This window comes from Streptomyces apricus (assembly GCF_008369065.1).
GTDB lineage: Bacteria > Actinomycetota > Actinomycetes > Streptomycetales > Streptomycetaceae > Streptomyces > Streptomyces apricus.
Genome location: NZ_VDFC01000010.1, coordinates 50,561 through 76,069 on the forward strand (window position 1 = coordinate 50,561; position 25,509 = coordinate 76,069).

General features: G+C 73.1%; 22 protein-coding genes. 9 read left to right on the forward strand and 13 right to left on the reverse strand.

The window, feature by feature from the left end; all coding sequences use genetic code 11:
- Positions 1 to 2: 2 nt before the first annotated feature.
- A complete protein-coding gene (locus FGF04_RS03820; RefSeq protein WP_149509770.1) occupies positions 3 to 191 on the reverse strand; it encodes a hypothetical protein in 189 nt (62 codons plus the stop codon).
- A 189-nt stretch (positions 192 to 380) separates the two neighbouring features.
- A complete protein-coding gene (locus FGF04_RS03825) occupies positions 381 to 917 on the reverse strand; it encodes a MarR family winged helix-turn-helix transcriptional regulator (RefSeq protein ID WP_149509771.1) in 537 nt (178 codons plus the stop codon).
- Positions 918 to 997: 80 nt separating this feature from the next.
- Here FGF04_RS03825 and FGF04_RS03830 point away from each other — a divergent pair, with 80 nt between their 5' ends.
- Both FGF04_RS03830 and FGF04_RS03835 read left to right on the forward strand, forming a co-directional pair.
- Entirely contained in the window at positions 998 to 2,257 is a 1,260-nt protein-coding gene (locus FGF04_RS03830) for an FAD-dependent monooxygenase (RefSeq protein WP_149509772.1), read from the forward strand.
- A gap of 120 nt (positions 2,258 to 2,377) precedes the next feature.
- Complete coding sequence (locus tag FGF04_RS03835; RefSeq protein WP_149509773.1) at positions 2,378 to 2,869, forward strand: DUF5949 family protein; 492 nt, start codon at positions 2,378 to 2,380, stop codon at positions 2,867 to 2,869.
- Positions 2,870 to 3,005: 136 nt separating this feature from the next.
- On the opposite strand, the gene FGF04_RS03840 is transcribed toward FGF04_RS03835, so the two are convergent.
- Together FGF04_RS03840 and FGF04_RS03845 are read right to left on the reverse strand one after the other, a co-directional pair.
- On the reverse strand, positions 3,006 to 4,853 hold the full coding sequence (locus FGF04_RS03840) for a glycoside hydrolase family 76 protein (RefSeq protein WP_149509774.1): 1,848 nt from the start codon (positions 4,851 to 4,853) through the stop codon (positions 3,006 to 3,008).
- 117 nt (positions 4,854 to 4,970) lie between these two features.
- Complete coding sequence (locus FGF04_RS03845) at positions 4,971 to 5,852, reverse strand: LysR family transcriptional regulator (RefSeq protein ID WP_149509775.1); 882 nt, start codon at positions 5,850 to 5,852, stop codon at positions 4,971 to 4,973.
- Positions 5,853 to 5,965: 113 nt separating this feature from the next.
- Between FGF04_RS03845 and FGF04_RS03850 the strand changes: the two genes are divergently transcribed.
- Together FGF04_RS03850 and FGF04_RS03855 are read left to right on the forward strand one after the other, a co-directional pair.
- Entirely contained in the window at positions 5,966 to 7,159 is a 1,194-nt protein-coding gene (locus FGF04_RS03850; protein ID WP_149509776.1) for a nuclear transport factor 2 family protein, read from the forward strand.
- Between the two features lie 74 nt (positions 7,160 to 7,233).
- Entirely contained in the window at positions 7,234 to 7,509 is a 276-nt protein-coding gene (locus tag FGF04_RS03855; protein WP_149509800.1) for a hypothetical protein, read from the forward strand.
- Positions 7,510 to 7,530: 21 nt separating this feature from the next.
- Here the strand turns inward: FGF04_RS03855 and FGF04_RS03860 are convergent, their stop codons facing one another.
- Complete coding sequence (locus FGF04_RS03860; RefSeq protein ID WP_235882176.1) at positions 7,531 to 8,163, reverse strand: hypothetical protein; 633 nt, start codon at positions 8,161 to 8,163, stop codon at positions 7,531 to 7,533.
- Between the two features lie 318 nt (positions 8,164 to 8,481).
- Here FGF04_RS03860 and FGF04_RS03865 point away from each other — a divergent pair, with 318 nt between their 5' ends.
- Entirely contained in the window at positions 8,482 to 9,462 is a 981-nt protein-coding gene (locus tag FGF04_RS03865; protein ID WP_149509778.1) for a TIGR03557 family F420-dependent LLM class oxidoreductase, read from the forward strand.
- Between the two features lie 85 nt (positions 9,463 to 9,547).
- Here the strand turns inward: FGF04_RS03865 and FGF04_RS03870 are convergent, their stop codons facing one another.
- The 8 genes from FGF04_RS03870 to FGF04_RS03905 all read right to left on the reverse strand — a co-directional run bounded on the left by FGF04_RS03870 (position 9,548) and on the right by FGF04_RS03905 (position 18,506).
- Complete coding sequence (locus FGF04_RS03870; protein ID WP_149509779.1) at positions 9,548 to 9,961, reverse strand: SRPBCC family protein; 414 nt, start codon at positions 9,959 to 9,961, stop codon at positions 9,548 to 9,550.
- 115 nt (positions 9,962 to 10,076) lie between these two features.
- A complete protein-coding gene (locus FGF04_RS03875) occupies positions 10,077 to 11,966 on the reverse strand; it encodes a DUF2264 domain-containing protein (protein WP_149509780.1) in 1,890 nt (629 codons plus the stop codon).
- Positions 11,963 to 12,994 (reverse strand): hydroxyacid dehydrogenase, encoded by a 1,032-nt coding sequence (locus tag FGF04_RS03880; RefSeq protein ID WP_149509781.1) that lies wholly within the window; start codon positions 12,992 to 12,994, stop codon positions 11,963 to 11,965. The genes FGF04_RS03875 and FGF04_RS03880 overlap by 4 nt, the downstream gene beginning before the upstream one ends.
- The gene (locus tag FGF04_RS03885) at positions 12,991 to 13,854 is read right to left on the reverse strand and encodes a carbohydrate ABC transporter permease (RefSeq protein ID WP_149509782.1); all 864 of its coding nucleotides are present in this window, start codon (positions 13,852 to 13,854) and stop codon (positions 12,991 to 12,993) included. The genes FGF04_RS03880 and FGF04_RS03885 overlap by 4 nt, the downstream gene beginning before the upstream one ends.
- On the reverse strand, positions 13,851 to 14,840 hold the full coding sequence (locus FGF04_RS03890) for a carbohydrate ABC transporter permease (RefSeq protein WP_149509783.1): 990 nt from the start codon (positions 14,838 to 14,840) through the stop codon (positions 13,851 to 13,853). The genes FGF04_RS03885 and FGF04_RS03890 overlap by 4 nt, the downstream gene beginning before the upstream one ends.
- A 27-nt stretch (positions 14,841 to 14,867) precedes the next feature.
- Entirely contained in the window at positions 14,868 to 16,199 is a 1,332-nt protein-coding gene (locus tag FGF04_RS03895) for an ABC transporter substrate-binding protein (RefSeq protein WP_149509784.1), read from the reverse strand.
- Positions 16,200 to 16,326: 127 nt separating this feature from the next.
- Positions 16,327 to 17,469 (reverse strand): substrate-binding domain-containing protein, encoded by a 1,143-nt coding sequence (locus FGF04_RS03900; RefSeq protein ID WP_149509801.1) that lies wholly within the window; start codon positions 17,467 to 17,469, stop codon positions 16,327 to 16,329.
- A gap of 125 nt (positions 17,470 to 17,594) precedes the next feature.
- A complete protein-coding gene (locus FGF04_RS03905) occupies positions 17,595 to 18,506 on the reverse strand; it encodes an NAD-dependent protein deacetylase (protein ID WP_149509785.1) in 912 nt (303 codons plus the stop codon).
- A gap of 1,393 nt (positions 18,507 to 19,899) precedes the next feature.
- On the opposite strand from FGF04_RS03905, the gene FGF04_RS03910 reads away from it, so the two are divergent.
- The 4 genes from FGF04_RS03910 to FGF04_RS03925 all read left to right on the forward strand — a co-directional run bounded on the left by FGF04_RS03910 (position 19,900) and on the right by FGF04_RS03925 (position 25,474).
- A complete protein-coding gene (locus FGF04_RS03910) occupies positions 19,900 to 22,080 on the forward strand; it encodes a DUF1996 domain-containing protein (RefSeq protein ID WP_235882177.1) in 2,181 nt (726 codons plus the stop codon).
- Positions 22,081 to 22,441: 361 nt separating this feature from the next.
- Complete coding sequence (locus tag FGF04_RS03915) at positions 22,442 to 22,981, forward strand: toxin-antitoxin system, toxin component (RefSeq protein ID WP_149509786.1); 540 nt, start codon at positions 22,442 to 22,444, stop codon at positions 22,979 to 22,981.
- 3 nt (positions 22,982 to 22,984) lie between these two features.
- Positions 22,985 to 24,181 (forward strand): MAB_1171c family putative transporter, encoded by a 1,197-nt coding sequence (locus tag FGF04_RS03920; protein ID WP_149509787.1) that lies wholly within the window; start codon positions 22,985 to 22,987, stop codon positions 24,179 to 24,181.
- 66 nt (positions 24,182 to 24,247) lie between these two features.
- Positions 24,248 to 25,474, forward strand: coding sequence for a hypothetical protein (locus tag FGF04_RS03925; RefSeq protein ID WP_149509788.1), 1,227 nt, complete (start codon positions 24,248 to 24,250; stop codon positions 25,472 to 25,474).
- Positions 25,475 to 25,509 lie beyond the last annotated feature (35 nt).

A 25,509-nucleotide genomic window follows, 5' to 3' on the forward strand; every position in this document is an offset into this window, starting at 1 on the left:
GATCAGAACAGTTCGAGCTGATCCAGGTGCGGCCCCTGCGTCTCGTCGCCGAACAGCGGGGCCGTGCCGCACTCGTCGGGCACCGCCGGGACGGTGGGCGGCCCGGCGGGCGTGTCCGGACGCGGCGGCGCGTCCTCGTCGAAGTCGTCCGGGGTCATGCGCGTCCAGTCACGTCCCTCCAGCTGACTCACTTGCCGTCTCCCGTCGCCGCTTCCCTCGGTCCGTGTCAGGTGTCCACCTTCCCGGTATCCACACGAAGCGATCATGGGGCGCGCCCCTCGTACACACGAGCGTGCACTCCGTACCGGGTACCTAACACCCAGCACCCCGCGCCCCTCACAAAGACTCGCGCGGTGTGCGGCAGAGGTGCGACGGCGCGGTTACGAGCCGGTGCGGCCCGGGGGCGGCGACGCGTCAGGCAGCCGCTTCTCCCGGGCCAGGCGTTCGGTGGCCTCGGTGGCGGCCGCGGTCATGCGCGCGAGGAGGTCCGCGGCGCCCCGGAGCTCGCCCGGAGCCGCGCCGCGCAGGGTCGCCGCGATCTCGGTGCCCGCGAAGGCGAGGAACCGGCCGGCCCGTTCGCGGGCCGCCGGGGTGGGGCGCAGGGTGACGCGCCGGCGGTCGCTGCTCTCCCGGCTGCGGTGGATGTGTCCGGCGGTCTCCAGCCGGTTCAGCAGCACCGTGGTCGCGCCCGAGGTCATGCCGATCTGCCGTGACAGCTGGGCCGGCGACAGCGGCGTGCCGGACTCGGCCGCGAAGACGATGCGGCCCAGGGCGAGCGCGTCCGAGCCCGGCAGGTCCATCCAGGACGCGAGGTGCTGGTTCAGCTCGCCGAAGGCGATCGCCCAGTCACGCAGACGCTGCATCACCTCGATCTGTTCCGGCGCCCACTCCGACGTCAGGGGATCCAGGTCGGTCACGAGTATCCCTTCGCTCTAAAGTAGCTTTACTGTAAAGCATTCGGGTAGGTGTCGGGCGACGACGAATCCAGGAGCGGACCATGACCTCATCGCACGCCGCATCACACGCCGTGATCTCCGGCGCGAGCATCGCCGGTCTCTCGGCCGCCCACTGGCTGCGGCGGATCGGCTGGGAGGTCACGCTCCTGGAGCGTGCACCCGCTTTCCGCGACGGCGGGCAGAACGTCGACGTCCGTGGCGTCGCACGCGAGGTTCTCGACCGGATGGGCCTGTTCGACGCCGTGAAGGCGCTGAACACCACCGAGACCGGCACGGTCCTCGTCGACGGCCGGGGCGGGACGATCGCCGAACTGCCGTCGAACGGCCCGGACGGCGCCACGGCGGAACTGGAGGTCCTGCGCGGCGACTTCGCCCGCGCGATTCTCGACCACCTGCCCCCGGGGGTCGAGATCGTCTACGGCGACACCGTCGCCGACGTCGACGAACACGACGAGCGCGACGAACATGACGAGCGCGACGAACACGGCGGCGCGATCACCGTGACCACGGCCTCCGGGCGGGTGCTGCACGCCGACCTGCTCGTGGTCGCCGAGGGCGTCCGCTCCGCGACGCGGGACCGTCTCTTCGGCGGGACGGTGAACCGTCGCGACCTCGGGATCAACATGGTGTTCGGCACGATCCCGCGCACGCCGGGCGACGACGACCGCTGGCGCTGGTACAACACGGTCGGCGGACGGCAGGTCCACCTGCGCCCCGACAACCACGGCACCACCCGCGCCATACTCGCCCACGCCCACGACGAGGACTTCTCCGCGCTCGACCACGACGAGGCCCTGGCCCGGATCCGCGCCTGCTACGCCGGCGCGGGCTGGGAGGCGCCCCGCGTCCTGGACGGATTCGACACCTCCGAGGACGTTTACGTCGACCGCCTCACCCAGATCCGGATGCGGACGTGGCACCGCGGACGGGTCTGCCTGGTGGGTGACGCCGCCTGGTGCGTCACCCCGATGGGAGGCGGCGGCGCCTCCCTCGCCCTCACCGGCGGATACGTCCTCGCCGCCCACCTGTCCACCGCCGGATCCGCCGGGCCTGCCGGACCCGCCGGCCTCGAAGCCGCACTGGCCGCGTACGAGGGCTGGATGCGGCCCCTCGTCGACAGCGTCCAGAAGCTTCCGCCCGGACTCACGCACATGGCCTACCCGCGGACCCGGCCCGCACTGGCCCTGCGCAACCTGGTCAGCAAGGCCCTGGTCTCGGCGCCCCTGGCACCCCTGACCGCGAAGCTGACGCAGGTCGCCGACACCGACCGGTCGCTGCCGAGGATGACCGTGCCGGCCTGAGGCCGGGCAGGGCCCCGCCCCGGCCCGGCCGTCCTTCGTTCGGGTGGAGCTGTCGAGCGGCATCGCCCGGTCGGGTGAACGTCGGCGGGCGGTGCCGCGCGGCGTCGCTACGGTTCCCCGATGACCTCGAACTCAACAGAAGCGCGCCCGGTGCGCTCCGCCGAACTGGGCACGCTCGTGGCCATGTCCTGGAGCCGTCCGACGCCCCAGGGCCATGTCCCCTACATCCTCGCCTGCTCCCTCGGGGACGGCGAGCAGGGCCCGGAGGGGTCGTCGGCGTCCGTCGCACAACTGGTGCAGAACTGCGGGCTCTCCACGGAGGAGGGCCTCGTCGACGCCTCCACCCGCCCGGCCCTGCCGATCAGCCTGCTCGTCGTGGACAGCTCGATCGTCCTCACCATGCCGCAGATCAACGCCCAGATCGTGCCTTCGGCGCAGTGGATCGAGTCCGTCGCGGAGCGCGGCTGCGCGTGCCTCGTCCTCACCACGCGCCCGTGGCCCGGCGGCGACCTCGACGACAAGGAGGCCATCGCCGCCTTCGCCAACGACGAGGAGACCCTCGCGGCGGCGGCCGTCGTCGCCCTCCCGGCCCGGAGACTGCGCGACCGCTGACGCGGCGACCCGGTGACCCGGTACGCCCGGAACACGCCGCCTGTTCGACCGCCCGCGGGCCCGTCGGGCAGGCGGCACCGGTCCGTCAGCCAGGGGCAGCGGTCAGCCGGGGACAGTCGTCCGCCAGGGGCAACCGTCAGCCGGAGGCAGCCGTCAGCGCCCCCAGCGCGCTGGCCTGGGTGCGCCAGTCCGACGGATTGGGGGCGGTCCCGGCCCAGCGCTGACCGAGGCGGTTGAGCGGGTCCCGGTCCGTCGTCCAGACCGAGTCGGCCTGCTTCGCCAGGTACGTGTCGTACGCGGCCGAGCCGGTGGCGTCCGCCAGGTCCGCGAGGTGCCGTACGAAGATGCCCTTGAACTGCTTCTGGTTGTCGTCGCAGGAGGCCGTGCCGAGGTCGCACGACTCCGTCAGCACGCCGCCGCGGGTCAGCGCGGGCGAGGAGATCGCGGCGTCCGCCAGCCGCTCGGCCGTGTCCAGGTACCGGGCGCTCCCGGTGGACCGCCACAGCTGGGTGAAGGCGCCGATGGCGAGCCCCTGGTTGTAACTCCACACCGTCTGCCCGTTGTTGGCGCAGCCCGTGGTGATCCCGTCGTTGACCAGACCCGACGAATTGATCATCCCACTGGCCAGGTACCAGTCGGCCGCCGTGGCCGCCCGGGCACCCCACACGGTGTCGCCGCCGATCCGCCGGTGCAGCGAGGTCGTGAGCCAGAGGTACAGCCCGTTGGTCACCGCGTTCTTGTAGGTGCGCTCCCGGTCCCACCACACCCCGCCGCCGCAGGTACCGGTGTCCCAGTACCGGTGCACGTACTCGGTGATGGTGACCGCTTCGTCGAGGTAGCGCCGCTCGCCGGTGTAGTCGTACGCGGTCAGCCAGGCCACCGCCCACCAGCCCGCGTCGTCGATCGCCCGGCTGATGAAGTGGCCCTCGATCGGGTCCGAACTGCGGCCGCCCGCCGGGAAGACGCCCTTGTTCTGCTCGTAGGTGCGGGCGATCACCCAGTCGTAGTCGTGCCGGCCGCTCCGCTCGGCGAAGTCGATCACCGAGGTGAGCGCGACGGCGGAGTTCCACCAACTGCTCCGCCACCAGCCCTCGTTCGTGTGGTACGAGGCCATCAGCGCGTCCGCCGCCACGCGGGCCCGGGTCGGTGCGGGCCGGGCCCAGGCCGTGCAGCTGCCCTCCTGGTGCGCCGCCTCGCGGCCGCAGGCGCGGACCGCCCCGCCGTACAGCAGCCCGCGCGGGTCCCGGGTGGCGAACAGCGCGGTCCTGGTGGAGGTCGCCCCGGCCGGCACGCTCGTACGGCCCAGCGAGGAGCCCTCGGGATGACTCGCGCCGCCGTCCCAGGAACGGTCCAGCCAGATCTCGTCGCCCGCGCCGCCGTTCGCGACGACGCCCCAGGCCGTGCCGTTGCGGTGGTCGACGTGCAGGCTGATGGTGCGTCCGAAGAGGGTGGTGGAAGGGACGGGGGTGTCGTCACCGGCCGCCGTGCCCGGGTCGGCGCCGTCGCAGACCGTGCCGTCGCACACCTTCGGGTACACCCAGTCGGTGCAGGTCACACCGGCGGCGTCGCCGCAGGCCCGGAGCCAACCGCGCCGGTGACCCACCGGGTCGGTGATGTTGTACATGAGGGTGCGGGTGCCGGTCCACGAGCCGGGGACGCTCGCCTTGCCGAGCAGGCCCTCCCAGGTGGCGCCCCGGTCCCAGGAGCGGTCCAGCCAGACGGCGTCGCCTGCCGCGCCGCCGTCGATGCTCGCCCAGGCCATGCTGTCCGGGTCGGACACGTGCAGCCGCACGACCCTGCCGTTGACGGTCCGGTCCGGCACCGGGAACGTGTCCCGCTGCGCCTTCGAGGGGTCGAGGGTGTCGCAGGCGAGCGCGCAGACCGCTGTCGCGGCGCGGGCGGGGGAGGGGAGGGCGACGAGACCGGTCAGGGCGAGCGCCAGGGCCAGGAGCGCGCCGAGGAGGGGACGGGGGCGTACCACCATGACGTACCGCCTCTCTGGAGGAGCCGCAGGACATGCATGCCCCACACAAGGCGTGCTCATGTCAAAGATTCGGCCCGACGCGGCTTCGGAGTGGCCTGGGCGGCCGGGGCGACGCTCCTACGCGAAGGCCGCGGCGAGCAGGTCGTGCAGGAGCGGGGCGCACGGATGGGTGTCGCGGCGCGGGGTGATCGTGTAGATGCCGCGGGTCGGGGGATCGACGAGCGGCACGGTGGTGACGTCGGCCCGCAGCGCACCCGTCAGCACCCCGGGGACCAGCGCGACGGCGTGGCCGGTGGCGACCATGGCCAGCTTCCCGGGCAGGTCGGCCGCGGAGAGGTCGATCCGGGCGTCCACCCCGGCGCGGGCGGCGTGCTGTTCGAGCAGGGCGGCCGAACCGTCGTTGTCCTCGACCCAGGTCTGGTCGGCCAGCTCCTGTATCGGCACCGGGTCGCGTCCGGCCCGCGGGTGGCCGACGGGCAGGACCACGACCATGTCGTCGAGGCCGAGGAACCGGCGTTCGACGCGCGGGTCGGGGGACAGGCCGGGCGGTGCGTCGGTGACGACGGCGAGGTCGAGGCCGCCGGTGCTCACACGCCGGTGCAGGTGCGCGCTCAGGCCGGGCAGCAGGCTCCACCGCCGGGGCCCGGTCCGCTCCAGCAGGTCGCGGACCGCCCCGGGGACGATGCCCGCGGCCAGGGACGGTGTCGCGCCGACGGCCAGCGGCCGGGCGAGGACGCCGTCGTGCGCCTCCCGTGCGGCGCGCACGGCACGGTCGGCCTCGTTGAGGGTCGCCAGGGCGTGGTGCCGGAAGACCTCACCGGCCGCCGTCGGACGGACACCCCGCGCATGACGCCGGATCAGGACCACGCCGAGCTGCCGTTCGAGACCGGCGATCTGCCGGGAGACGGCCGACTGCGTGTGATGGAGCTCGGCGGCGGCCGCCGACAGCGATCCGAGCCGGCACACCGTCACGAAGGTCCGCCACACCGTCAGTTCCATGAAGGCTCCATGGAGGCAGTATCCCTGCCGACCTTGCGGTATGCGCCTGCCGCAGGGCGACCATGCGGGATCTGCGCTTGTCGCAGGTGCCGTCCTGCACCACGGTGGCGGACATGACCGCACAGCACACGATCGCCGTCCTGGGCCTGGGACGCATGGGCACGGCCGTCGCGACACGACTCGCCGGGCAGGACCGGGACGTCATCGGCTGGACGCGCTCGGGACGGACCCCGGCGGCCGTCCCGACGACCACCGACCCCGGGGAGGCCGTCGCGAAGGCGGACGTCGTCCTCCTGGCCCTGTTCGACGGCCCGGCCTGCCGGCAGGTCCTCGACGCCGTACGGGACTCGCTGCGACCGGACGCGATCGTGCTGAACACCAGCACCGTCGCCCCCGCCGAGGCCGCGGAACTGGCCCGGCGGCCGGGTCCCCCCTACGTCCACGCGCCCGTGCTCGGCTCCGTGCCGGCCGTCGAAGCCGGCGCCCTGCAGATACTCGCCGCCGCCGACGACGAGGAGGCGTTCGACCGCGCCCGCCCGGTGCTGGCGGCCCTGGGCACCGTGCGACGCGTCGACGACGCCTCCACCGCGGCCGCGCTCAAACTGGTCGCCAACAGCGGCCTCGCCGGGGCCCTCACCGCGCTGCGCGACGCGCTGCGGCAGGCGGACGCCCTCGGACTGCCCCGCGCCCAGGTACTGGACGTGCTCGAACTCGGGCAGCTCGGCGCACTGGTGACCCGCAAGCGCCCGTTCCTGGACGGACGGGCCACCGGGTCCGGCGGGGCAGGCACCTCCGGARCCGGCGTCCCGGCGGCGCACTTCACGATCGGCGCCCTGGCGAAGGACATGACGCTGCTGGCCGCCGCGTCGCACACCCCGCTGCGCGCCGGCCCGGCCCTGGACGGCGCCCTCGACGGTCCCGAGGCCGACATCGCGGCCGCTGCCACGGTTCCCGCGGTGCCCGACGCCGTCCTCGAACCGCTCCGCGCCTACATCCGCGGACACGCCACGGGCGACCCCGGCCACTTCCGGGCGGCGTTCCTGCCCACCGCCCGCATCGAGGGGATCCGGGACGGCGTGTTCGTCTCGTGGTCCCTGGACGACTACTGCGCCCTCTTCCCGGGCGGACCGGCGCCGGACGAACCGGGCCGGTCGCGCCGTGRCGACACGGTCGACGCGCACGGCACCGTGGCCACGGCGACGATGACGCTCCGGCACGGCGCGGACACCTTCACGGACGTCTTCCTGCTGGTCCATGCCACCGACGGCTGGCGCATCGCCAACAAGGCCTACCACCGGCACTCCTGAGACCGGCCCCCGAGGCCCCGCGTCGGCGCCGGCGCCGGAGTGCGATGTCAGTGGTGGCTGCAAGGCTGGATGCCATGAACGGCGACGAGCAGCTGCTGCGCGGTCGGATATACGGCCACGACCACGACGACCCCGACCCGGGCCCCCGCCCGGGCCGCTCCTACGCCACCCTGGTCGGCGGGCCCCTGGACGGACTGTTCCTCGACGTCACGGACTGGTCGCCGGACCAGCGGGCGAGCGGTATCGCCCTCGCCACCGAGCTGGGCCGGTTCGGCGCGGGTGGCCGGGCCCTGTACGACCCGCGTCCCGGCGATCCGGAACACTTCGACTGGTCGGGCGACAGCCCCTGACGGCCGGATCCCCGTGCTCCGTCAGTCGGTCGGGGTGTCGTCCCACAGGCCCGGTGCCAGCAGGTCGTGAAGGCGGACACCCCGGGCCCAGCGTTCGAGCGCGGGGCCGTCGAGGAGGCCGGTGTCCCCCTGGCGCAGGGCCCACCGGACGTCGCGCTCCCTGAAGGTACCCCGGTGCACGACCAGTTGGCGGCGCGGTCCCGTGGCGCGCTCGCCCGTGCGCGGGTCCGGGAGGCCCTCGTCGGGTAAGGGCTCCGCCACCGGGCGGAAGACCACGTCCAGTTGCCGGCCGGCCGCGTCCCGCGCGTACAGCCGCGGCCGGTCCGGGGCGGGCAGCAGCCGGACCCGCCAGCCGTCCCTGCGCAACATCCGCGCGACGGCCAGCGCCAGCCCGTGGATGTCGAGTTCACGCAGTTCGTCCGCGGTGTAGCGACCGCGCCGGCGGCGTGCGTCCGGGCGGCGGCGCCGGATCCCGACGGCGACGACGAGGGCCAGCAGGCAGACACCGATGACCGGGGCGAGGATCCCGACGGCCCGGTACGCCGCCACGAGGCCCGCGACCGTCGCGCACACAACGGCGGCGGCGCCGGTGAAACCGGGCAGGACGTCACGGAACCTGGGCCCGTACAGGCCCTCGGCCCGCAGTCGGCGCACGGTGTGCCGTCTGCTCGAACGGGACGACCGCGACGACCGGGGAGGGCTGGACGTCCACGACAGGCGTGCCACAGTGCCAGTCCCCCCAACGCCGCGGTTGCCGTCCCCGGGATGGATACCCAGCCGGCGTCCTCATTGCTCCTGGGCCATTCGGTTCCTTTTCCCTGCCGGTGCGGCGGCCCGCATCCCCGATGGACGACAGGCCGCGTTATGCCGTCGGCGCCGACGGGTACCCCTGCGCGGATGCGGACGGGGTGTGTCTTCGGCGCACGAGGAAGCGGCACGTCCGGAAGCGGCACGTGAGGAAATGAGGAAGACGTGCAGATTGGCTACAAGCTGGCGGCCGAGGCGTTCGGACCGGCGGAACTGGTACGGCAGGCGGTTCTCGCGGAGCAGGCGGGCTTCGACTTCGTCGAGATCAGCGACCACTACCACCCCTGGCTGGACAACCAGGGGCATTCGCCGTTCGCGTGGACGGTACTGGGAAGCATCGCGGCCAAGACCTCGCGGATCGGGCTGGCGACCGGCGTGACCTGCCCGACCGTGCGCTACCACCCGGCGATCATCGCCCAGGCGGCCGCGACCCTCGCCCTGCTGTCGGAAGGCCGTTTCGTCCTCGGCGTCGGTTCGGGCGAGCGGCTGAACGAACACGTCGTCGGCCGTGGTTTCCCCGATACCGTCCGCACCCGCCACGAGCTGCTCAGGGAGGCGCTGGAGATCATCCGGCTGTTGTGGAGCGGCGGGTACCGGTCCTACGACGGCAAGCACCTGCGCCTTGAGGACGCCAGGGTGTTCGATCTGCCCGACGAGCTTCCCCTGATCGCCGTGGCCGCCAGCGGCAAGGCGTCGACGCGGATCGCCGCGGAACTCGGGGACGGCCTGTTCGCCACCGAGGGCAAGCCGGAGATCGTCCGGCAGTACCGCGAGGCCGGTGGTTCCGGTCCGCGCTACGCGGAGGTCCCGATGGCCTGGGCGGACGACGAGCACACCGCGGCGCAGGCTGCCCTGGAGACCTCGCGCTGGGCGCTGACGGGGTGGAAGGTCATGAGCGAGCTGCCCAATCCGGTCAACTTCGACGCGGCCACCACGACGGTGCGTCAGGAGGACATCCTGGAGAAGTTCGCCTGCGGCCCGGACCCCGCCCGGTACCTCGAAGTGGCGCAGAGTTTCGTCGACGCGGGCTTCGACCGCCTGGTCATGCAGAACGCCGGCCCCGACCCGGACGGTTTCATCGACTTCTACCGGCGCGAACTGGACGGGCCCGTTCGCGGGCTGAAGCCGAACGCCGCACACACCTGAACCCCACAGCGAGCATGACGGCAGATCTGCGGTCCGTCGCGGCGGCGCCCCGGCCCTACACGGCGCGCCGCCCGCGGGCCGTCGGTCAGCCGGCGACGTCGTCGACGCGCAACCGCACCTGTTCCTGGAGCCGCTGGAGGCTGCTGTCGAGGGCGGCGTGCACGGCCTCCTCGCCCGGGTCGTGGCTCTCGTCGAAGAACGACAGGTGCACGATCACCTCGCTGGCCCCGCCGTCGATACCGGACACCTGGAGCCAGCCGGTGTAACCGCCCTGCTCACGGGTGCCCCATTCGAGCCGCATCTGTTCGGGCCGGGCGCTCAGCACGGCGGAGACGTCCTGGTCGGTGCGGTCCTCGTGCACGGTGACGGCGGGCAGGTCCCCGGCGTGCACGTGCAACTCCTGAGGCATCCAGGCGTCCAGCCGGCCGACATCGGCCGCCTGGTCGAAAACGTGCTCGGGCAGGGCGGGCATCGTGCGTGAGCGTTCGTACTCGGTCATCGCGTCACCAGTTCCTCGGCTCGGGACGTACGACGACACGCATGCCCGGCCTGTCCACGTCGAAGCGACAACGCCGTAATTCCACCCATTGGCCTCGCTTTTCCGCGACGGCCCGTCACTCGTGCGTCACCCGGACCGGGTCGAACGACACCCGCGTACGCCCGCCGCCGTCCGTCCAGACCACCTCGGCACCGGTGCCGTCGGCCAGGACGTCCGTGACGGCCTCCGCCAGGGGGCCTGGGCCCGGCGCGCCGGTGAGGACGGCCAGGGACACATGGAGCGAGGTGCCCTCCGCCGTACCGGTCAGACGGGGCATCGAGGCCCACGGCACGTACGCCGTCCCCTGCGGCGCGCGGACCGTCCCGGCCCCGGGGTCCCATCCGTGCAGACCGTGCAGTGCCGAGACCAGAGGCTCCTCCGGGCCGGTCGCCCACCCCGTGTGGGTGACACGGGCCCCCGGGGGCGCCCCCACCACGCGGTGCACCCGCAGCTCGTACGGACCGCGCGCCACGGTCACGCTCTCCACCCGCAGCCCCGGCACCATGGGCGGGCCGCCGGCGAAGACGGGCCGGTGCCATGAGGCCGCCCACCCCCAGCCGTCACCGTGCCCCGCGCCGAGCGGATGGATACGGCGCCGCACGCTGCGCCGGCCGGCCACCTCCACCGAGAAGTGGTTGTCCGCGGTGTTCCCGGGCGCGGTCGGCCCGGTCCGGGTCGAGTAGGCCTGGCGCCCGTAGTGCGGGTCGTCCGCGCCGGCCGCCTCCGCCTCGTGCGGGCGCACGTGGTCGCTGCCGTGGTTGTGCAGCCGTACGATCCCGTCCCCGCGCGTCGCCTGCACGAGCAGGCCCGGCGCGGGCAGGGCCAGCACGCGGTCGGCCTCCTCCACCGGCGCGGGCTCCTCCGTCGCCGTCCACAAGGGGTGTCCGACGGGCGCGAGGAGGGCGACGAACGCCTTCGACGCCCAGTACGGCGAGGAAGGGCCCGAGTACGACTGCAGGACGGCCTCGTTCGGGCCGTACCAGCCGAGCCCGAGCAGTCCGTCGCCGGTGAGCGCACCGCGGTCGAGGAAGTGCCGCAGGCTGCCGCTCACCAGCCGGCGCGAGGCACCCGGCGTCAGCGGCGTGTGCCCGGTCACCGCACCCAGGCCGACGGCCGCGGAGGCGGCGAAGCGGTAGGTGAGCGACCGGCCGAAGTGCAGGGGCGCCCCGTCCGCGCCGAACATCAGCCCGAAGCCGTCGAGGTGCTCGCGCAGCCGGCCGCCGTACCGCGCGAGCAGTCCGGTGTCCCCGGCCAGGTGGGCGTCGAGCACCGGATACAGGTGCAGCGCCCAGCCGTTGTAGTGGTCGAAGGCGCGCCCGTCCCCGTCGGCGTACCAGCCGTCGCCCCGGTACCAGCCCTCCAGCAGGTCCAGGGCCCGCCGCCGGACCGCGGCCGTCTCCGCGTCGCCGCGTCCCACCGACTCCAGGAAGCCGGCGACCGTGTAGGGGAAGAGGTACCAGTTATTGGGCGCGGGCACGTGCCGCAGCGCGTCGCGCAGCCACTCCTCCACCCGGTCCTGGACGCCGGCGTCGAGGCGTTTCCAGAGCCAGGGCGCGGTCAGGCGCAGGGCCAGCGCGACCGACGCCGACTCGACCATGGGCTGGCCCTGGACGTCGTGGTCGCGTATCAGCGGCCAGGACTCGGTGTCGTCGCGGCCCGGCGAGCGGGTGCCCGAGGCCAGCCCCCGCGCGTACCGCTCCAGCCAGTTGTGGGGATCGTCGCCGCCCGCGCCCGCGACCCGGAAGCCGGCCGCGAGGAACGTCCGGGCGAAGCCCTCCAGACCGTCGGAGCGCACTCCCGAGCGCGACGGCCGTCCCGGCAGGTCGAGCAGGGCGCCGCCCGGGGTGCTCCAGCGCCAGGCGGCGGTCAGGAGCCCGTCGGCGACGGCCTCCCAGTGGGCCCGGGTCCAGCCGGTGCACGGGCTCGACGCACGGTCCTCGGAGGGGAGTTCGAAGGGGATGCTCATGCCAGGAACGCCAGCCTTTCGCGTCGTACGGGGTGCAGGAAGCCGGTACCGGACGCCCAGCGGGTGGTCTCGTCGAGCGCGAGGTCGGCCAGGCGCCGCCACTCGTTGCCCTCCGAGCCCGCCAGATGGGGGGTGATCAGCACGTTCCCGCACTCCCACAGCGGATGGTCCGCGGGCAGCACCTCGGGGTCGGTGACGTCGAGGACGGCCCTGATCCGGCCCGCCACGGCGGCGTCGGTGAGCGCCTCCTGGTCCACGACCGCCCCGCGGGAGGTGTTGACGAGCAGCGCACCGGCCGGCATCGAGTCGATCAGCGACCGGCCGACCAGGCCGCGGGTGGTGGGCAGCAGCGGGGTGTGCACGCTGACCGTGTCGCAGCGCGCGAACAGCTCCGCAAGACCGACCCGCTCCACGCCCAGTTCGGCGGCGTCCACGTCGCTGACGTACGGGTCGTGCAGCAGCACCTCGATGTCGTGCGGACGCAGCAGCTCCACGACCCGGCGGCCGATCAGCGAGGCGGAGAGGATGCCGACGGTGCTGCGGTAGTTGCCGACGCCGCGCGGGGTGCGCAGCCAGTTGCCGCGCGTGCGCGACTCCCGGAAGTCGCGGGCCCGCTCCAGGACCCGCTTGCCGGAGAGCAGGATCATGGCGAGCGTGTACTCGGCGACCGGCAGCGCGTTGGCCGCGGCGGCCGAGGACACCTCGATCCCGCGCTCCCAGCAGGCGTCCGTGACGTGTCCGCGCACGCTGCCCGCGGTGTGCACCACCGCCCGCAGCCGGGGCGCCGCCCGCAGCACCTCCGCGTCCAGCACCGGGCAGCCCCACCCGGTGATCAGCAGGTCCACGTCGGCCAGCACCGACCTGGCCCGCGGGGCCGACAGGTCGTCGAGGACCGGGCCGGGCGCGAGGTCGCAGACCCGGCGGAACGCGTCGAGCGTGTGCCGGTCGAGGACGGCCGCGGCGGCGTCCCGGGACATGGCCACGGCGGCACGGGGCCGGAAACCGGGGCCGGGGGCGTGCGGGGTCACTTGACGGCTCCGGCGGTCAGTCCGCTGCGCCAGAACCTCTGGAGCAGCACGAAGGCGAGGATGAGGGGCAGCACGGCGAGCAACGATCCCATGATCACCACCGGGTAGTACTCGGGCGACACGGACGCCGAGCTGTTCCACTGGTACAGGCCGAGGCTGACGGGATACAGGTCCTGGTCGGAGAGCATCACCATGGGCAGGAAGAAGTTGTTCCAGATCGCGGTCAGCTGGAACAGGAAGACGGTGACCAGACCGGGGCCGAGCATCCGCAGACTGACCCGGACGTACGTGGTCAGCTCGCCCGCCCCGTCCACCCGCGCCGCCTCGAGCACCTCGTCGGGCACGTAACCCCGGCTGAAGATGCGGCCCAGGTAGACGCCGAAGGGGTTGAACAGCACGGGCACGAACACCGCCCAGAAGGTGTTGACCAGGCCCGCCTCGGAGGCCATCAGGTACAGCGGCAGCGCCAGGACCGTCTGCGGCACCATGACCGCCGCGAGGACCAGGCCGAACAGCTTCTCCTTGTGCCGGAAGCGGTACTTGTCGAAGGCGTACCCGCAGGCCGTGCTCAGCAGCGCGCCGAGCGCGGCGCCGAGCACCGCGTACAGCAGGCTGTTGAGGTACCAGCGGCCGTACAGCCCGCCGTCCATGGCGAACAGGTCCCGCAGGTTGCGTACGAGGGAGAAGTCGCCCAGCGACAGCAGGTCGCTGCTGAACAGCGCGTCCCGGTCCTTGGTGGCGGCCAGCACCAGCCACAGCACGGGCAGCAGGGTGTAGAGGACGGAGACCGCGACGACCACGTTGACCGTCGCCCGCCCCAGCAGACCGGGGCGCAGCAGGGAACTGTCCGTGGCGCTCATCGGGTCTCCTCGGTGTCGGCGCGGCCGGTGAAGCGGGTGACGCCGTACGACAGCGCGATCGTGCACACCAGCAGGACCACCGAGGCGGCCGCCGCCAGGCTGTAGTTGTTGCGGGTGAAGGCCGCGTCGTAGATGTACATGCTCGGCGAGAAGCGGGCGCTGATCATGGGGGAGGACTGGCTGAGCAGCATCGGCTCGGTGAACAGCTGCAGCGCCCAGATCAGGGTGAAGATCGCCACCATCACGATCGAGGCGCGCACCAGCGGCGTCTTGACCTGCAGCGCCGTACGCACCGGCCCCGCTCCGTCGACGACGGAGGCCTCGATCACCTCGCGGGGCACGGCCTGCAGGGCGGCGTAGAAGACCACCATGTTGTAGCCGAGGTTGCTCCACAGGGCGATGTTCACGATGGACGGGACGACGGTGTGGATGCCGAGGAAGTCGATCGTGACGTCCGCGCGGGCGAACAGGTCGATCACCGGGCTGATGCCGGGGGTGTAGAGGTACAGCCAGATCAGCGCGGCGATGATGCCGGGCACGGCGTGCGGGAGGAAGAGGCCGAGCTGGGCGAAGGCGCGCAGCCGGGCCGCTCCGGAGTCCAGCAGCAGGGCCAGGGCGAGCGCCCCGCCGACCATGAGCGGGAGGTAGATCAGGCAGTAGAGCGCGACCGTGCCGAGACCGCCGAGGAAGGTGGGGTCGGTCAGGACGGCGGCGTAGCTGCGCAGGCCGACGAAGACGGTGCGTTCGGGGCCGAAGCCGAGGCCGGGCTGGTCGTCGCTGAAGAAACTGAGGTAGAGGGCCGTGCCGACGGGGATCAGGAAGACGGTCGTCAGCAGCGCGAAGAACGGCGCCATGAGGACGACGGCGGCGAGGGACTGACGGCGTCCGGCGGCTCTGCGGGCGCGCCGGCCGGACGCGGACAGGGCCGGGTCGCCGGTGCGGGGCCCGCCGGCCGGCACCCGGGACCGGGCAGTGGTGGTGGTCATGCGGTGTTCACCTGCCTTCTCGTCAGCTCAGGTGGAGCGCTGGGTGGTGGACAGACCGAGGGCCCTGAGGTCGGGCATGGTGCCCTCCTGCGCGGTGCGCAGGGACTCGGTCAGCGAGCCCTGGCCGCCGCCGACGCGGGCGAAGGAGTCCTGCATGACCCGCTGGGTGGCGCTCATCCGCGGTCCCCACAGCCAGCCCGCACCGATCTTCTCCGCCTCCTGCTCGAACAGGCCGTAGATGTCCTGCCCGCCGTAGTACGACCGGTCGAAGGCCTTGCGGCCCACGGCGACCAGGCCGGGGGCGGCCGGGTACTGGCTGCTGGTGCCGCTGGAGAGGCGGGCCCGCAGGGCGTCGGGGTGGGAGACCTGCCACTCGATGAACTCCATCGCGGCCTCGGGTCTGCGGCTGTCCTTGGTGACGGCGAAGGMGGAACCGCCGTGGGTGCCGACGGACGGACTGCCGGTGTCCCACTGGGGGAGCGGGGCGATCCGCCACCGGCCCTTCTGCGCGGGCCGCGCGTTCATCTGCGCGCCGGCGTCCCAGGCGCCGCTGAGCCGGGTGAGGACCAGTCCGTTGCCGATCTGCGCGTCGGACTGCCTGCTCTCGACCGCGTTCACGAACACGTCGTCCCGGTCGATGAGCCGCTGCCAGTACCGCGCGACGCGGCGGGAGGGGGCGTCGGCGAGGGAGACGTTCCAGGCACCCCGGGAGGTGTCGAACCAGTGGGCGCCGGCCTGCCAGGCGTAGGCGGCGAACTGCGTCATCCCGTCCGTCGGGAACAGCACGAGCCGCCGGCCGCGGGCCTTGCGGCGCACGGTGGCCGCCTGCTCGGCGAACTCGTCCCAGGTGCGCGCCGGCCGCAGCCCGTACCGTTCGAAGAGGTCGGCGCGGTAGTGCATCACCATGGGCTCGACGTCCAGCGGGATGCTGAACACCCGGCCCTCGAACGTGGTCTGCTCCAGCGCCTGCGGCAGCAGCTTGCGGCGCAGCGCGTCACCGACGAGGCCGGTGAGGTCCCGGGCGACCCCGTCGATGGCGAACCCCGGCACCTGCGGGTACTCGATGGTCGCGACGTCGGGCGCGTTGCCCGCCCGGGCGGCGTTGCTGAGCTTGGCGTAGCCGCCCTGCCCGCCGGAGGGGATCTGCTGGAAGTCCACCTGCACGGTGGTGTGCGTGCGGTTGAAGGCGTCGACCACCTCCTGGCTGCCGCGCAGGGCGGACCAGAAGGTGATGCGCGTGGTGCGGCCCGTACCGGCCGACGAGGCTCCGTTCCTCCCGCTGCAGGCGCCCACGGCTCCTGTCAGCGGTACGGCGGCCATCGCGGCGAGCACGGACCGACGATCGGGTCGTCCGGGCATGGCGCCTCCCGCGGCTCCTGCGTACCCGCGGCTCTGCGGGCACGGCTGTTCGGGACACGGGAATACTCGATGCTGTCGACCCAAACGGTCAATAGATCGATCAGAAGAAAAACAAACGCTCAAACGCTCATGCGCGGGGAGGGGTGCCGCCGTCCGTGCCGCTGTCCGCGCCGCCGTCCGTGCCGTCCCCGTCCACCCGCCGGGTGGAGCCGCGCACCATCAGCCGGGGCAGCAGCTCGACGCGGCGGGCGGGGTGCCCGCCGCTCTCCCCGAGGCGCCGTACCAGCAGCTCGGCGGCCGTCCGGCCGACCTCCGCCTTGGGTGGGGACACGGCCGTCAGGGGAGCGGTGGCGAGCGCGGCCACCACGTCGTCGTACGCCACCACCGAGACGTCCTCGGGCACCCGCACCCCGTCGTCCGCCAGGCGCTGCACGACCATCAGCGCGTCCACGTCGCTGTGCAGCACCACCGCCGTGGCCCGCATCCCGCGCAGCAGCTTCGGCAGGTCCGCCGTCTCGTCCGGGGTGTACGGGCCCTCGCGCCCCGCCTGCTCCGAGACCAGCGCCCACGCCGACTCCTCCAGCAGCGGATGCGTCCCGGCGATGTCCGTGAAGGCCGCCCGCAGGGTACGTGCCGTGGGACTGTCCTCCCGGGTGGCGAACACCATCCGGCGGTGGCCCAGGCCCACCAGGTGCTCCACCGCCAGGTGCGCGCCGTACCAGTGGTCGGAGCACACCGAGTCCAGGGCGTGCGCCGCGCTGCCCCGCCGGGGCCGGCGCTCCATGAGGACCGTGGGCACCTCCAGCGCGGCGAGCCAGTCGTAGTCGCCCTCCTCGGCGGCCCTGGTGTGCCACCGGGGGGCGAGCAGCAGGCCGCGGGCGCCGTCGGCCAGCGCCCTCTCCACCAGCGGGCGTTCCGCACCGGCCACTTGAGGGGCGATGTGCAGAGCCATGCGCATGCCCGCCTCCTCCAGCGCGGTACGGGCGCCGTGCAGCGTCTCGGTCAGGTACGAGTGGCGCTCCGGCACCACGACGGCCACCCGGTCCCCGTCGGCGAGGTCGCCCGCGGGGGCCTCCTGGGCGGGCAGCGTCGAGCGGACGACGCCGTGCCCGCGGCGCAGCCTGCCCTCCCTGGTCAGCTCCTCCACGTCCCGGCGCACCGTCACGACCGAGACCTGCAGCTCGTCGGCGAGGTCCCGGACCCGCGCGGCCCCGCGTGCCTGGACCGCCGCCAGGATCCGCTGACGCCTGAGATCGACCGGCTCCCGCACTGTGCTTCCCCCACCCTGGACGTTCATCCTGCGACGTTCGTTCTGCGATGTTCGTTTGAGCGTTTTCGGACAGCATAACGATCGGTGGGGCGCGGCGTCAGTGGTTGGCGGCCGGCGGGCAGCCGTCAGTGGTCGGCCCGGGCCGCCGTTCCGTCGTCGAGCGGGATGCCCAGGCGGTCGGCCACGGTGGTGAGGGTCGGACCCAGCGGGAGCGCGATCCGGGTGAGGGCGTGCACGTCGCCGCGGGTCGGGTCCCGGTTGACGATCAGGACCGGCTTGCCCTCCTGGGCCGCCTGGCGGACGAACCGCAGCCCCGACATCACCGTCAGGGAGGAGCCGAGGACCAGCAGCGAGGTCGCCGCGCGCACCAGCTCGCGGCAGTGCTCGACGCGCGGCGCGGGCACGGACTCACCGAAGAACACCACGTCCGGCTTGAGGATGCCGCCGCAGACCGTGCAGGGCACCACCCGGAAGTCGCCGACCTGCTCGTCGGTCAGGTCGGCGTCGCCGTCGGGGTTGATGGTGGCGGCCACCGGCGCGAAGCCCGGGTTGGCCTCCTCCAGCCGCCGGGCCAGTTCCCGGCGCGGGCTCAGGGTGCCGCAGGACAGGCAGACGACCCGGTCCAGGCTCCCGTGGAGCTCGACGGTCTCCTCGCTGCCGGCGGCCTGGTGCAGGCCGTCGACGTTCTGGGTGACGACCCCGCCGAGCAGACCGTGCCGCCCGAAGGCGGCGACGGCCCGGTGTCCGGCGTTGGGCCGGGCGCGGCCGAAGGTGCGCCAGCCGAGGTGGCTGCGCGCCCAGTACCTGCGCCGCGCCTGCGGGCCCCCGACGAAGTCCTGGTACGTCATCGGTGTGTGCCGGCTCAGACTCCCGCCCTCGCCCCGGTAGTCGGGGATGCCCGACTCCGTGGACAGGCCCGCCCCGCTGAGCACCAGCACACCGCCGGTGCGCAGCGCGTCGACGACCGGCCGCGGGTCCGTGGTGCCCGGCGGCAGGTCCGCGGTGGGGGTCCAGCTCAACGTGGGACGCATGCGCATGCCACCAGAGTAGGCAGACCCGGCCGCGCCCCGCGTGATCCGGCTCGCCTCCCTGGGCATGGGCGCCACCCGAGGAGCGCTCGGGGCGCCACCCGAGGAGCACTCGGCGAGGCAGGCGGGACCGCCGTCCGCCCCGGGCCGTCCACCGACCGGCCCTGCCAGGGCGACGGACGGCCCCTGCATGCCGACGAGTTCAGGCCGCGTGCGATCCCGCCCGTGGCGCCGCGCGCGGACGTCACCGCCCCCGTGGTCGCACAAGCGGAATCCCCGCGTCTCACCGACGCCGGCACGATCGCCCTGTTCGGAGGCGGCCGAGCCGCGCCGTCCGACGCCCGCCACCACCCGGAGCAGGTACGACGCGTCCGCGGTACGGGTGCGGGCGCGTTCGGCCGGTGGGCGTCGTATACCTCCCGAGGCGTCCGTCCGTGTCCGCGGCACAGGGCATAATGGATGGTCGGGAAGTCAGGAAGCGGCTCCGCAAAAGTACCCTTCTGTCTTCAAGGAGAGTCTGCTGMGAGCCGCCGCCTCAGCTCCTGTTCCTGCTCCCGTGGCACTCGGTGCCCCGCCCCCACGCCGTACGGATCGACCGCTCCCGGTCCCGCCAGGACGACCGAGTGGTTGTCGCAGTGCCCCCAGGGGCACTTGCGCCCAAGACTCGTGACCGCCGCACGACGGCGGGCCGCCGCGTCGGCATGCGCGCACTCCTCGGCTCCGTCGGCCCCGCGCACGCCGGCAGCCCGCTGCCCGCTGTCCACCCCCCGGCCGCCCCGGGGTGGTTCCCCGGAGGGGGACTGAGCCGCTGCGCGCTGATTCCGTTGGCCTCGCCGACTTGCGTCGGCCTCGCCGGTCCCGCCGGGCTTGCCTGCCGACTTGCGCCGGCCTCGCGGGTCCGCGACGGCTTGCGTAGACCTCGCCGGTTCGCGTCGGCCCCTCCGATTCCGTCGACTTGTGCTGGATTCGCCGGTCCGCACCGACTTGCGGTCCCGCCGATCCCGCCGGTCCCGCCGACCTGCGTCGACCCCGCCGGTCCGCGTCGGCCCCGCCGACTTGCGCCGCCTCGCGGGTCCGCGCCGAGTTCGCCGGTCCGCGTCGGCCCTGCCGACCTCGCCGACCTGCGTCGGCCTTGTCGGTCCCGCAGGCCCGTGTCGGTCAAACCGCCCCGCTTAGCCGGGCCTTGGCGGTGTCCGCGTGATCGAGCCGCCGACATCGGCCGGAACGTCTCTTCCGGGGCCGGACCGCAGGAAAACGTGATTGCCCGGACACGGGCCCCGTAAACGTCTGGTTCATGAGAGGTTTCCAAGAATTCGAGTTGCCTCTGAACACTCGGAGCTTCATCTCCGTATGAAGCGGGGGATTGCCATGACGGTCGGCAACGAAGCGTAGGAGTAGATCCTTGGGACGCAACACGCGCAGACGCCCAACAGGCGCACGACGCGCGACCATCGGGGCGGTCGCACTGATGCTGGGAGGAGGCGGGATCGTAGCGGCGAACGTCTACGCCACGGCCTCCGAAGGCACGTCGGGGCAGGCCGGTCAGGTCCTCGCCTCGGGCGCCGCCACGATCGACTGCCCGGACGTCGGCAGTGAGCTGGCGGCGGTGCCGGAAGGTGCCAAGACGGAGGTCGACAAGGAACTCGCCCTCCTGGACAAGCAGATCGCCGAGGCGTACCAGAAGCTGCAGAGCTCCGCGGACGCCATCAGGCAGGACGGCGCCTTCGCCGAGAACTCGATCATGAACCCGCTGAAGGACAAGCGGGCGGCGACGATCGAGCGCATCGTGGGAGCCGTCGACGCCGCGGGCGACCGCCCCGAGGGGCTGGACGCCTTCGCCCCCTGCATCCTGCGTGCCTCCGGCAACCAGGACCAGCCGGAGAACGGCCAGGACGGCGGGGAGAACGGCGACGGCCAGAACGGCGACGGCCAGGGCGAGGGTCAGGGCGACGGTGCCGGTCAGGACCAAGGCCAGGACCAGGGCGACGGCCAGGACCAGGGCGGCGACCAGGGGCAGGGCGAGCAGCCTCCCGGCAACGGCGGCCAGGCCGGGAACGGCCCCGTGGCGGCGGACTTCGTGGACATCTCCACCGTCCAGCCCAACGTGTCGAAGCCGGCCGCCCAGGGCAACGCCTCCAAGGGCTCCTTCACCACCGCCTGCGGTGTGAACGAGAACGGTCTGTTCAACTCCGACAACGTGATCGTGGCCCCGGGTGTCACCAACGGCGCCCACCACTTCCACGACTACGTCGGCAACCAGTCCAACAACGCCTTCGCGAGCGACGAGGACCTGGCGAACGCCGAGACGACCTGTGAGAACCAGGGCGACAAGTCCTCGTACTTCTGGCCCGTGCTGCGGCTGCAGAACGGCACCGAGGAGAAGGACGCGGCCTCTCCCGGCGGCGGCATCGAGGGCAACGCCGGCGAGATCGTCACGCCCAAGGCGGCCACGATGTCGTTCGAGGGCAGCCCGACCGGCGAGGTCACGGCCATGCCGAAGCTGCTGCGCATCATCACCGGCGACGCCAAGGCGTTCGTCAACGGCCCGGCCAACGCCAACGCCTCGTGGAGCTGCACCGGCTTCGAGGACCGGCAGCTGAAGGACAAGTACCCCCTCTGCCCCCAGGGCAGCGACGTGGTGCGCACCTTCAGGTTCCAGAGCTGCTGGGACGGCCGGAACATCGACAGCGCCAACCACCGCACGCACGTGGCCTTCGCCGACGCCAACGGCAACTGCGCGAACGACTTCAAGGCCATTCCGCAGCTGGTCCAGCGCATCGTGTACGACGTGGACGCGCCCAGCATCGCCGACGGGGGCAAGACCAAGCCGCTCTTCGCGGTCGACTCCTTCCCCGAGCAGCTCCACAAGCCGGTCACCGACCACGGTGACTTCATCAACGTCTTCGACGAGGCGCTGATGAACGAGATGGTGGAGTGCATCAACGAGGGCCGTAAGTGCGACGGCGCCGACGACGGCGGCAACGGCGACGGCGGGAACGACGGCGGCAACGGTGGTGGCGGCGAGGAGCCGGCTCCGACGGAGCCCGCCCCGGACCCGACGGACGGCAACGAGCAGCCGGGCGGCGACGACCAGCCCGGTGACGGCGGCCAGGACGAGGACCCGGCGGACGACGGCGGCAACAACGGTGGCGGCGACAACGGCGCCGACAACGGTGGCGGTGACAACGGCGGCGACGACGCGCCGGAGCCCTCCGAGAGCAGCGCCCCGCCCGCGGACGACGCGGACCAGGGCGACGCCGGCAACGGCAATGCGGACGAGGGCAACGGGAACGCGGACAACGGGAACGCGGACAACGGCGACGCGGTCAAGGACAACGCTCCCAAGGCCGCCACGTCCCCGTCGGCGGCCGAGACCGACGCGGCCGGTTCCACCGGCGGTTCGGGAGCCGACACCGCCCTGCCCGGACCCGAGCCCGCGGAGGCCGGCGGAGTAACCGAACCCCAGGCGGTCACGGGCGGACTCGCGGAGACGGGTACGCAGTTGTGGCCGGCCGCGGCCGGCGCACTGCTGGTGCTCGGTGGCTTCGTCCTGCTGCGCCGCATCTCCAACAGGTCGAACTGACCCCGGCGCACGCGCTCCAGGAGGGCGGCCGGACCCGTACGCACGGGCCCGGCCGCCCTTCGCGTTCCGCGGACCGCCCCGCATACGCCTCGTACGCCCCGCAGACTCCGTACGCCGCTGCGCCGTCCCGTGCGGGGAACGGCCGGATCGAGACAATCCGGTGTCTCAACTGCCCCCGCGCGACGCACTTCTTCCCGACCGGTGTGGCCGACGCGGCTCTTGTTTGACATATTTGCCTACCGAGTGGGGCGCGCTGGAGCCCGTGCCGGTGGTCAGTATCGAGAATTCGGCGGACGCCGTGCGACGGTGCCCGTGCTGAGGGTTCACGGGGAGAGCGGTGCGCACAGGCAGAACCAGAGAGATGCGGAACCTGATCGGCCAACTGGTCGACGGGATCAGTCTGCCCGTGCCGACCGACCCCGACCTGCTCTTCGCCGCGCTCATCGCGCGGGTGAGTGAACTGCGGGGCCGGGAGGTCCGGCTGGTCAAGGAGGAGTTCCCGCAGCAGACCGCCAGCGGGCTGTGGCTCGACCTCCCCGCCTACGACCTCGTCGTGGTGGACAAGCGGGCCACGCCGCTGCACCAGCTGGCGATCTTCTTCCACGAGGTCTGGCACATGCTCAAGGGCGACTGCGGCAACCACGGGGTGGGCAAGGCGGTGGCGGCCCGGATGCTCTCGACCGGCGCCGAACTGCCCGAACTGCAGGAGCCGGTGCGCAAGGTGGCCGCCCGCACCGAGTTCGACCGGCGGGAGGAGGCGGACGCCGAGCGGTTCGGCCTGCTGGCGGTCACCCGCTTCCGCGTCTGGCTGGAGGGGGAGGCCGCGGACACGGCCGTGGACCGGGGCCGGCTCGCCGGCCGTATCGGTGCGTCACTGGGACAGCGCAGGCCACAGGGCTGAGCCGTGGACTCCTCGGACTACTACATACCGGCCGTCGCCACGCTGATCGGCCTGGCCGTCAAACTGCCGGGCCTGGTCAAGGACTGGCGCGACCCGCTCGTACGGTCCGTCTGCCTCGTGATCGCCCTCGGCGGGGCGGGCTTCCTCTTCGCCGCGCCCCCCMCGATCACCGCCGTCAACGAGGCCACCGGCACCGCCAACTTCTCCAGCGCGCTGGTGTACTGCATCATCAGCGCCTTCAGCGCGGCCTGTCTGCTGCTCATCGTCCACTGGCGCGGGGGACCGCCCGCGTACGTGCGGCGCGTCTCGCGGCGCTGGCAGGCCGCGTACGCCCTGGTCGTCCTCCTGCTGGTCGTCCTCTTCGCCCTCGGCGACGCCCCCGAGGACCGGCTCACCGACTTCGACACCTACTACGCGACGACGCCCTTCATCCGCGAGATGATCGTGCTGTACCTGGTCGCCCACATGTCCGCCGCGCTCGTCACGACGGTGCTGTGCTGGCGCTGGGCGCGCCAGGTCGGCGGATGGCTGCGGGCCGGGCTGTGGATCCTGGTCGCGGGCTGGCTGCTGAACCTGGCCTTCAGCGGCCTCAAACTGGCCGCGGTGGCGGCGCGCTGGGCCGGCCAGGACTGGGGGACCCTCAGCACGACCCTGGCGCCCCTCCTGTCCGCGCTGTCCGCGCCCTGCGCCACCGTCGGGTTCCTGCTGCCCCTGGTGGGGCCCTGGGTGGTGTGGAACTGGCGGGCGGCCAGGACCTACCGCAGGCTCGGCCCGCTCTGGCGCGAACTGGGCTGCGCCTCGCCCCGTACGCCGCTGGCGGGACCCATCGCCTGGTACTCCTCGCCCCAGGTGCGGCTCACCCGGCGCGAGGCAGGCATCCAGGACGGGCTCAGCCTCGTGGCACCGTGGTTCGACACCGAGGTCCGTACGCGCGCCGAGGCCGAGGCGGCCGCCGCGGGCCGCACCGGCGACGAGGCCGTCCGGATCGGGCAGGCGGCGATGGTTGCCGCCGCCGTCCGCGCCGTCCGGCGGGGGGKGCCCGTCGGCGCCCGCACCCGCCCCGACCAGGCCGGGATCACCGCGGTGCGCACCGCACCGGTGGGCGTGTCGGCCGCGCTGCGGACGTCCCCGATCGTCGCGGCGGCCCGTGCGCACCTCGTGGCCGCACCGGTCGCGGACGGCGAGAAGTCCCCCACATGAGCCGTCCGGGCACCGCAGCCGAACCCGGCCCCACCGGCCGGCCCGTCCCGAAAGGCCGGTGAAACCATGGACCTCGTCTTCTACGTCCCCGGCGTGATCCTCCTCGTCACCGCGGTCCTCAACCTGCCGGGCATGCGCGGGTACTGGCGCGACCCCCTGATGGCGGCGAGCTTCTGCGTCCTGCTCATCGGCGCCGTCGTGTGCATCCTGTCGGCGCCGCCCACCATCGCCGTCGTCAACGCGCTCACCGGGATCGCGAACTTCTCGGCGCCGCTCGTCTACTCGGGGATGTCGGCGCTCAGCGCCTGCTACCTCGTTCTGATGATCGCCTGGCGGGGCGGGGAGCCCGGGCGGGTGGCCCGTTCGTCCGGCCTGGTGATCCGGGTCTACGCGCTGGTGGTCGTCGGCATCGTCGTCCTCTTCGGCCTGGCCGACGCGCCCGTCGAGCGGACCCGTGACCTGGACACGTACTACGCCGGGACGCCGTACATGCGCGAGATGATCCTGCTGTACCTGGTGGCCCACACCGCGGCCACCGCGGCCCTGGCGTGCATGTGCCTGAGCTGGCTGCGGAAGGTACGCGACCTCACCCGTACGGGGCTGGCCCTGATCGCGGTCGGTGTGCTGTTCGACCTGTCGTACCAGATCGCCAAGTACCTTGCCATCGGGGCCCGTTGGCAGGGGCACGACTGGGACTTCCTCTCCACGAGCGTCTCTCCGCCCCTGGTGGCGGTCGCGGGCGTCACCGTCGCGGCCGGGTTCGCGCTGCCGCGCGTGGGTCCCACCGCCGCGGCCAACTTCCGTGCCTGGCGGCGTTCCCGGCTGCTGCGGCCGCTGTGGCTGGAGATGCGGGACCTCAGGACGCCGGTGGCCGACACGCACTGGTGGGACCTGCCCGTGGTGCGCCTGGTCCAGCAGGAGATCGCGATCCTCGACGGCATCCTGGTGTGCTCGCCCTACCTCGACAACGAGGTCGGCCGGACCGCCTGTTCGGCGCTACGCGCGCAGACGGCCCTGCCGGCCCCCGCGCCCGGTGCCCCGTACCCGCATCCGTCCTCCGGCGGGCGGCGGGTGCCGGACCACGCGGAGATCGTGGCCGAGGCGGCCATGCTCGCGGTGGCCAGGACGCGCGTGTCCGCGGGCCCGGACGCGGAACGCCCCTCCGACGTGGGCCGACTGCGCTCCGTCGCGCAACCGCACCTGATGGTGGCACTCGCCCGAGCCCTGTCCTCGTCCCCCCTGGTGGCCGAGGCCCGCCAACGCGCAACACGTCAGCGAACCCCTGACGCCTGAACCGCCCCCAGGTCCCTTCACGTGAAGGCTGCGCG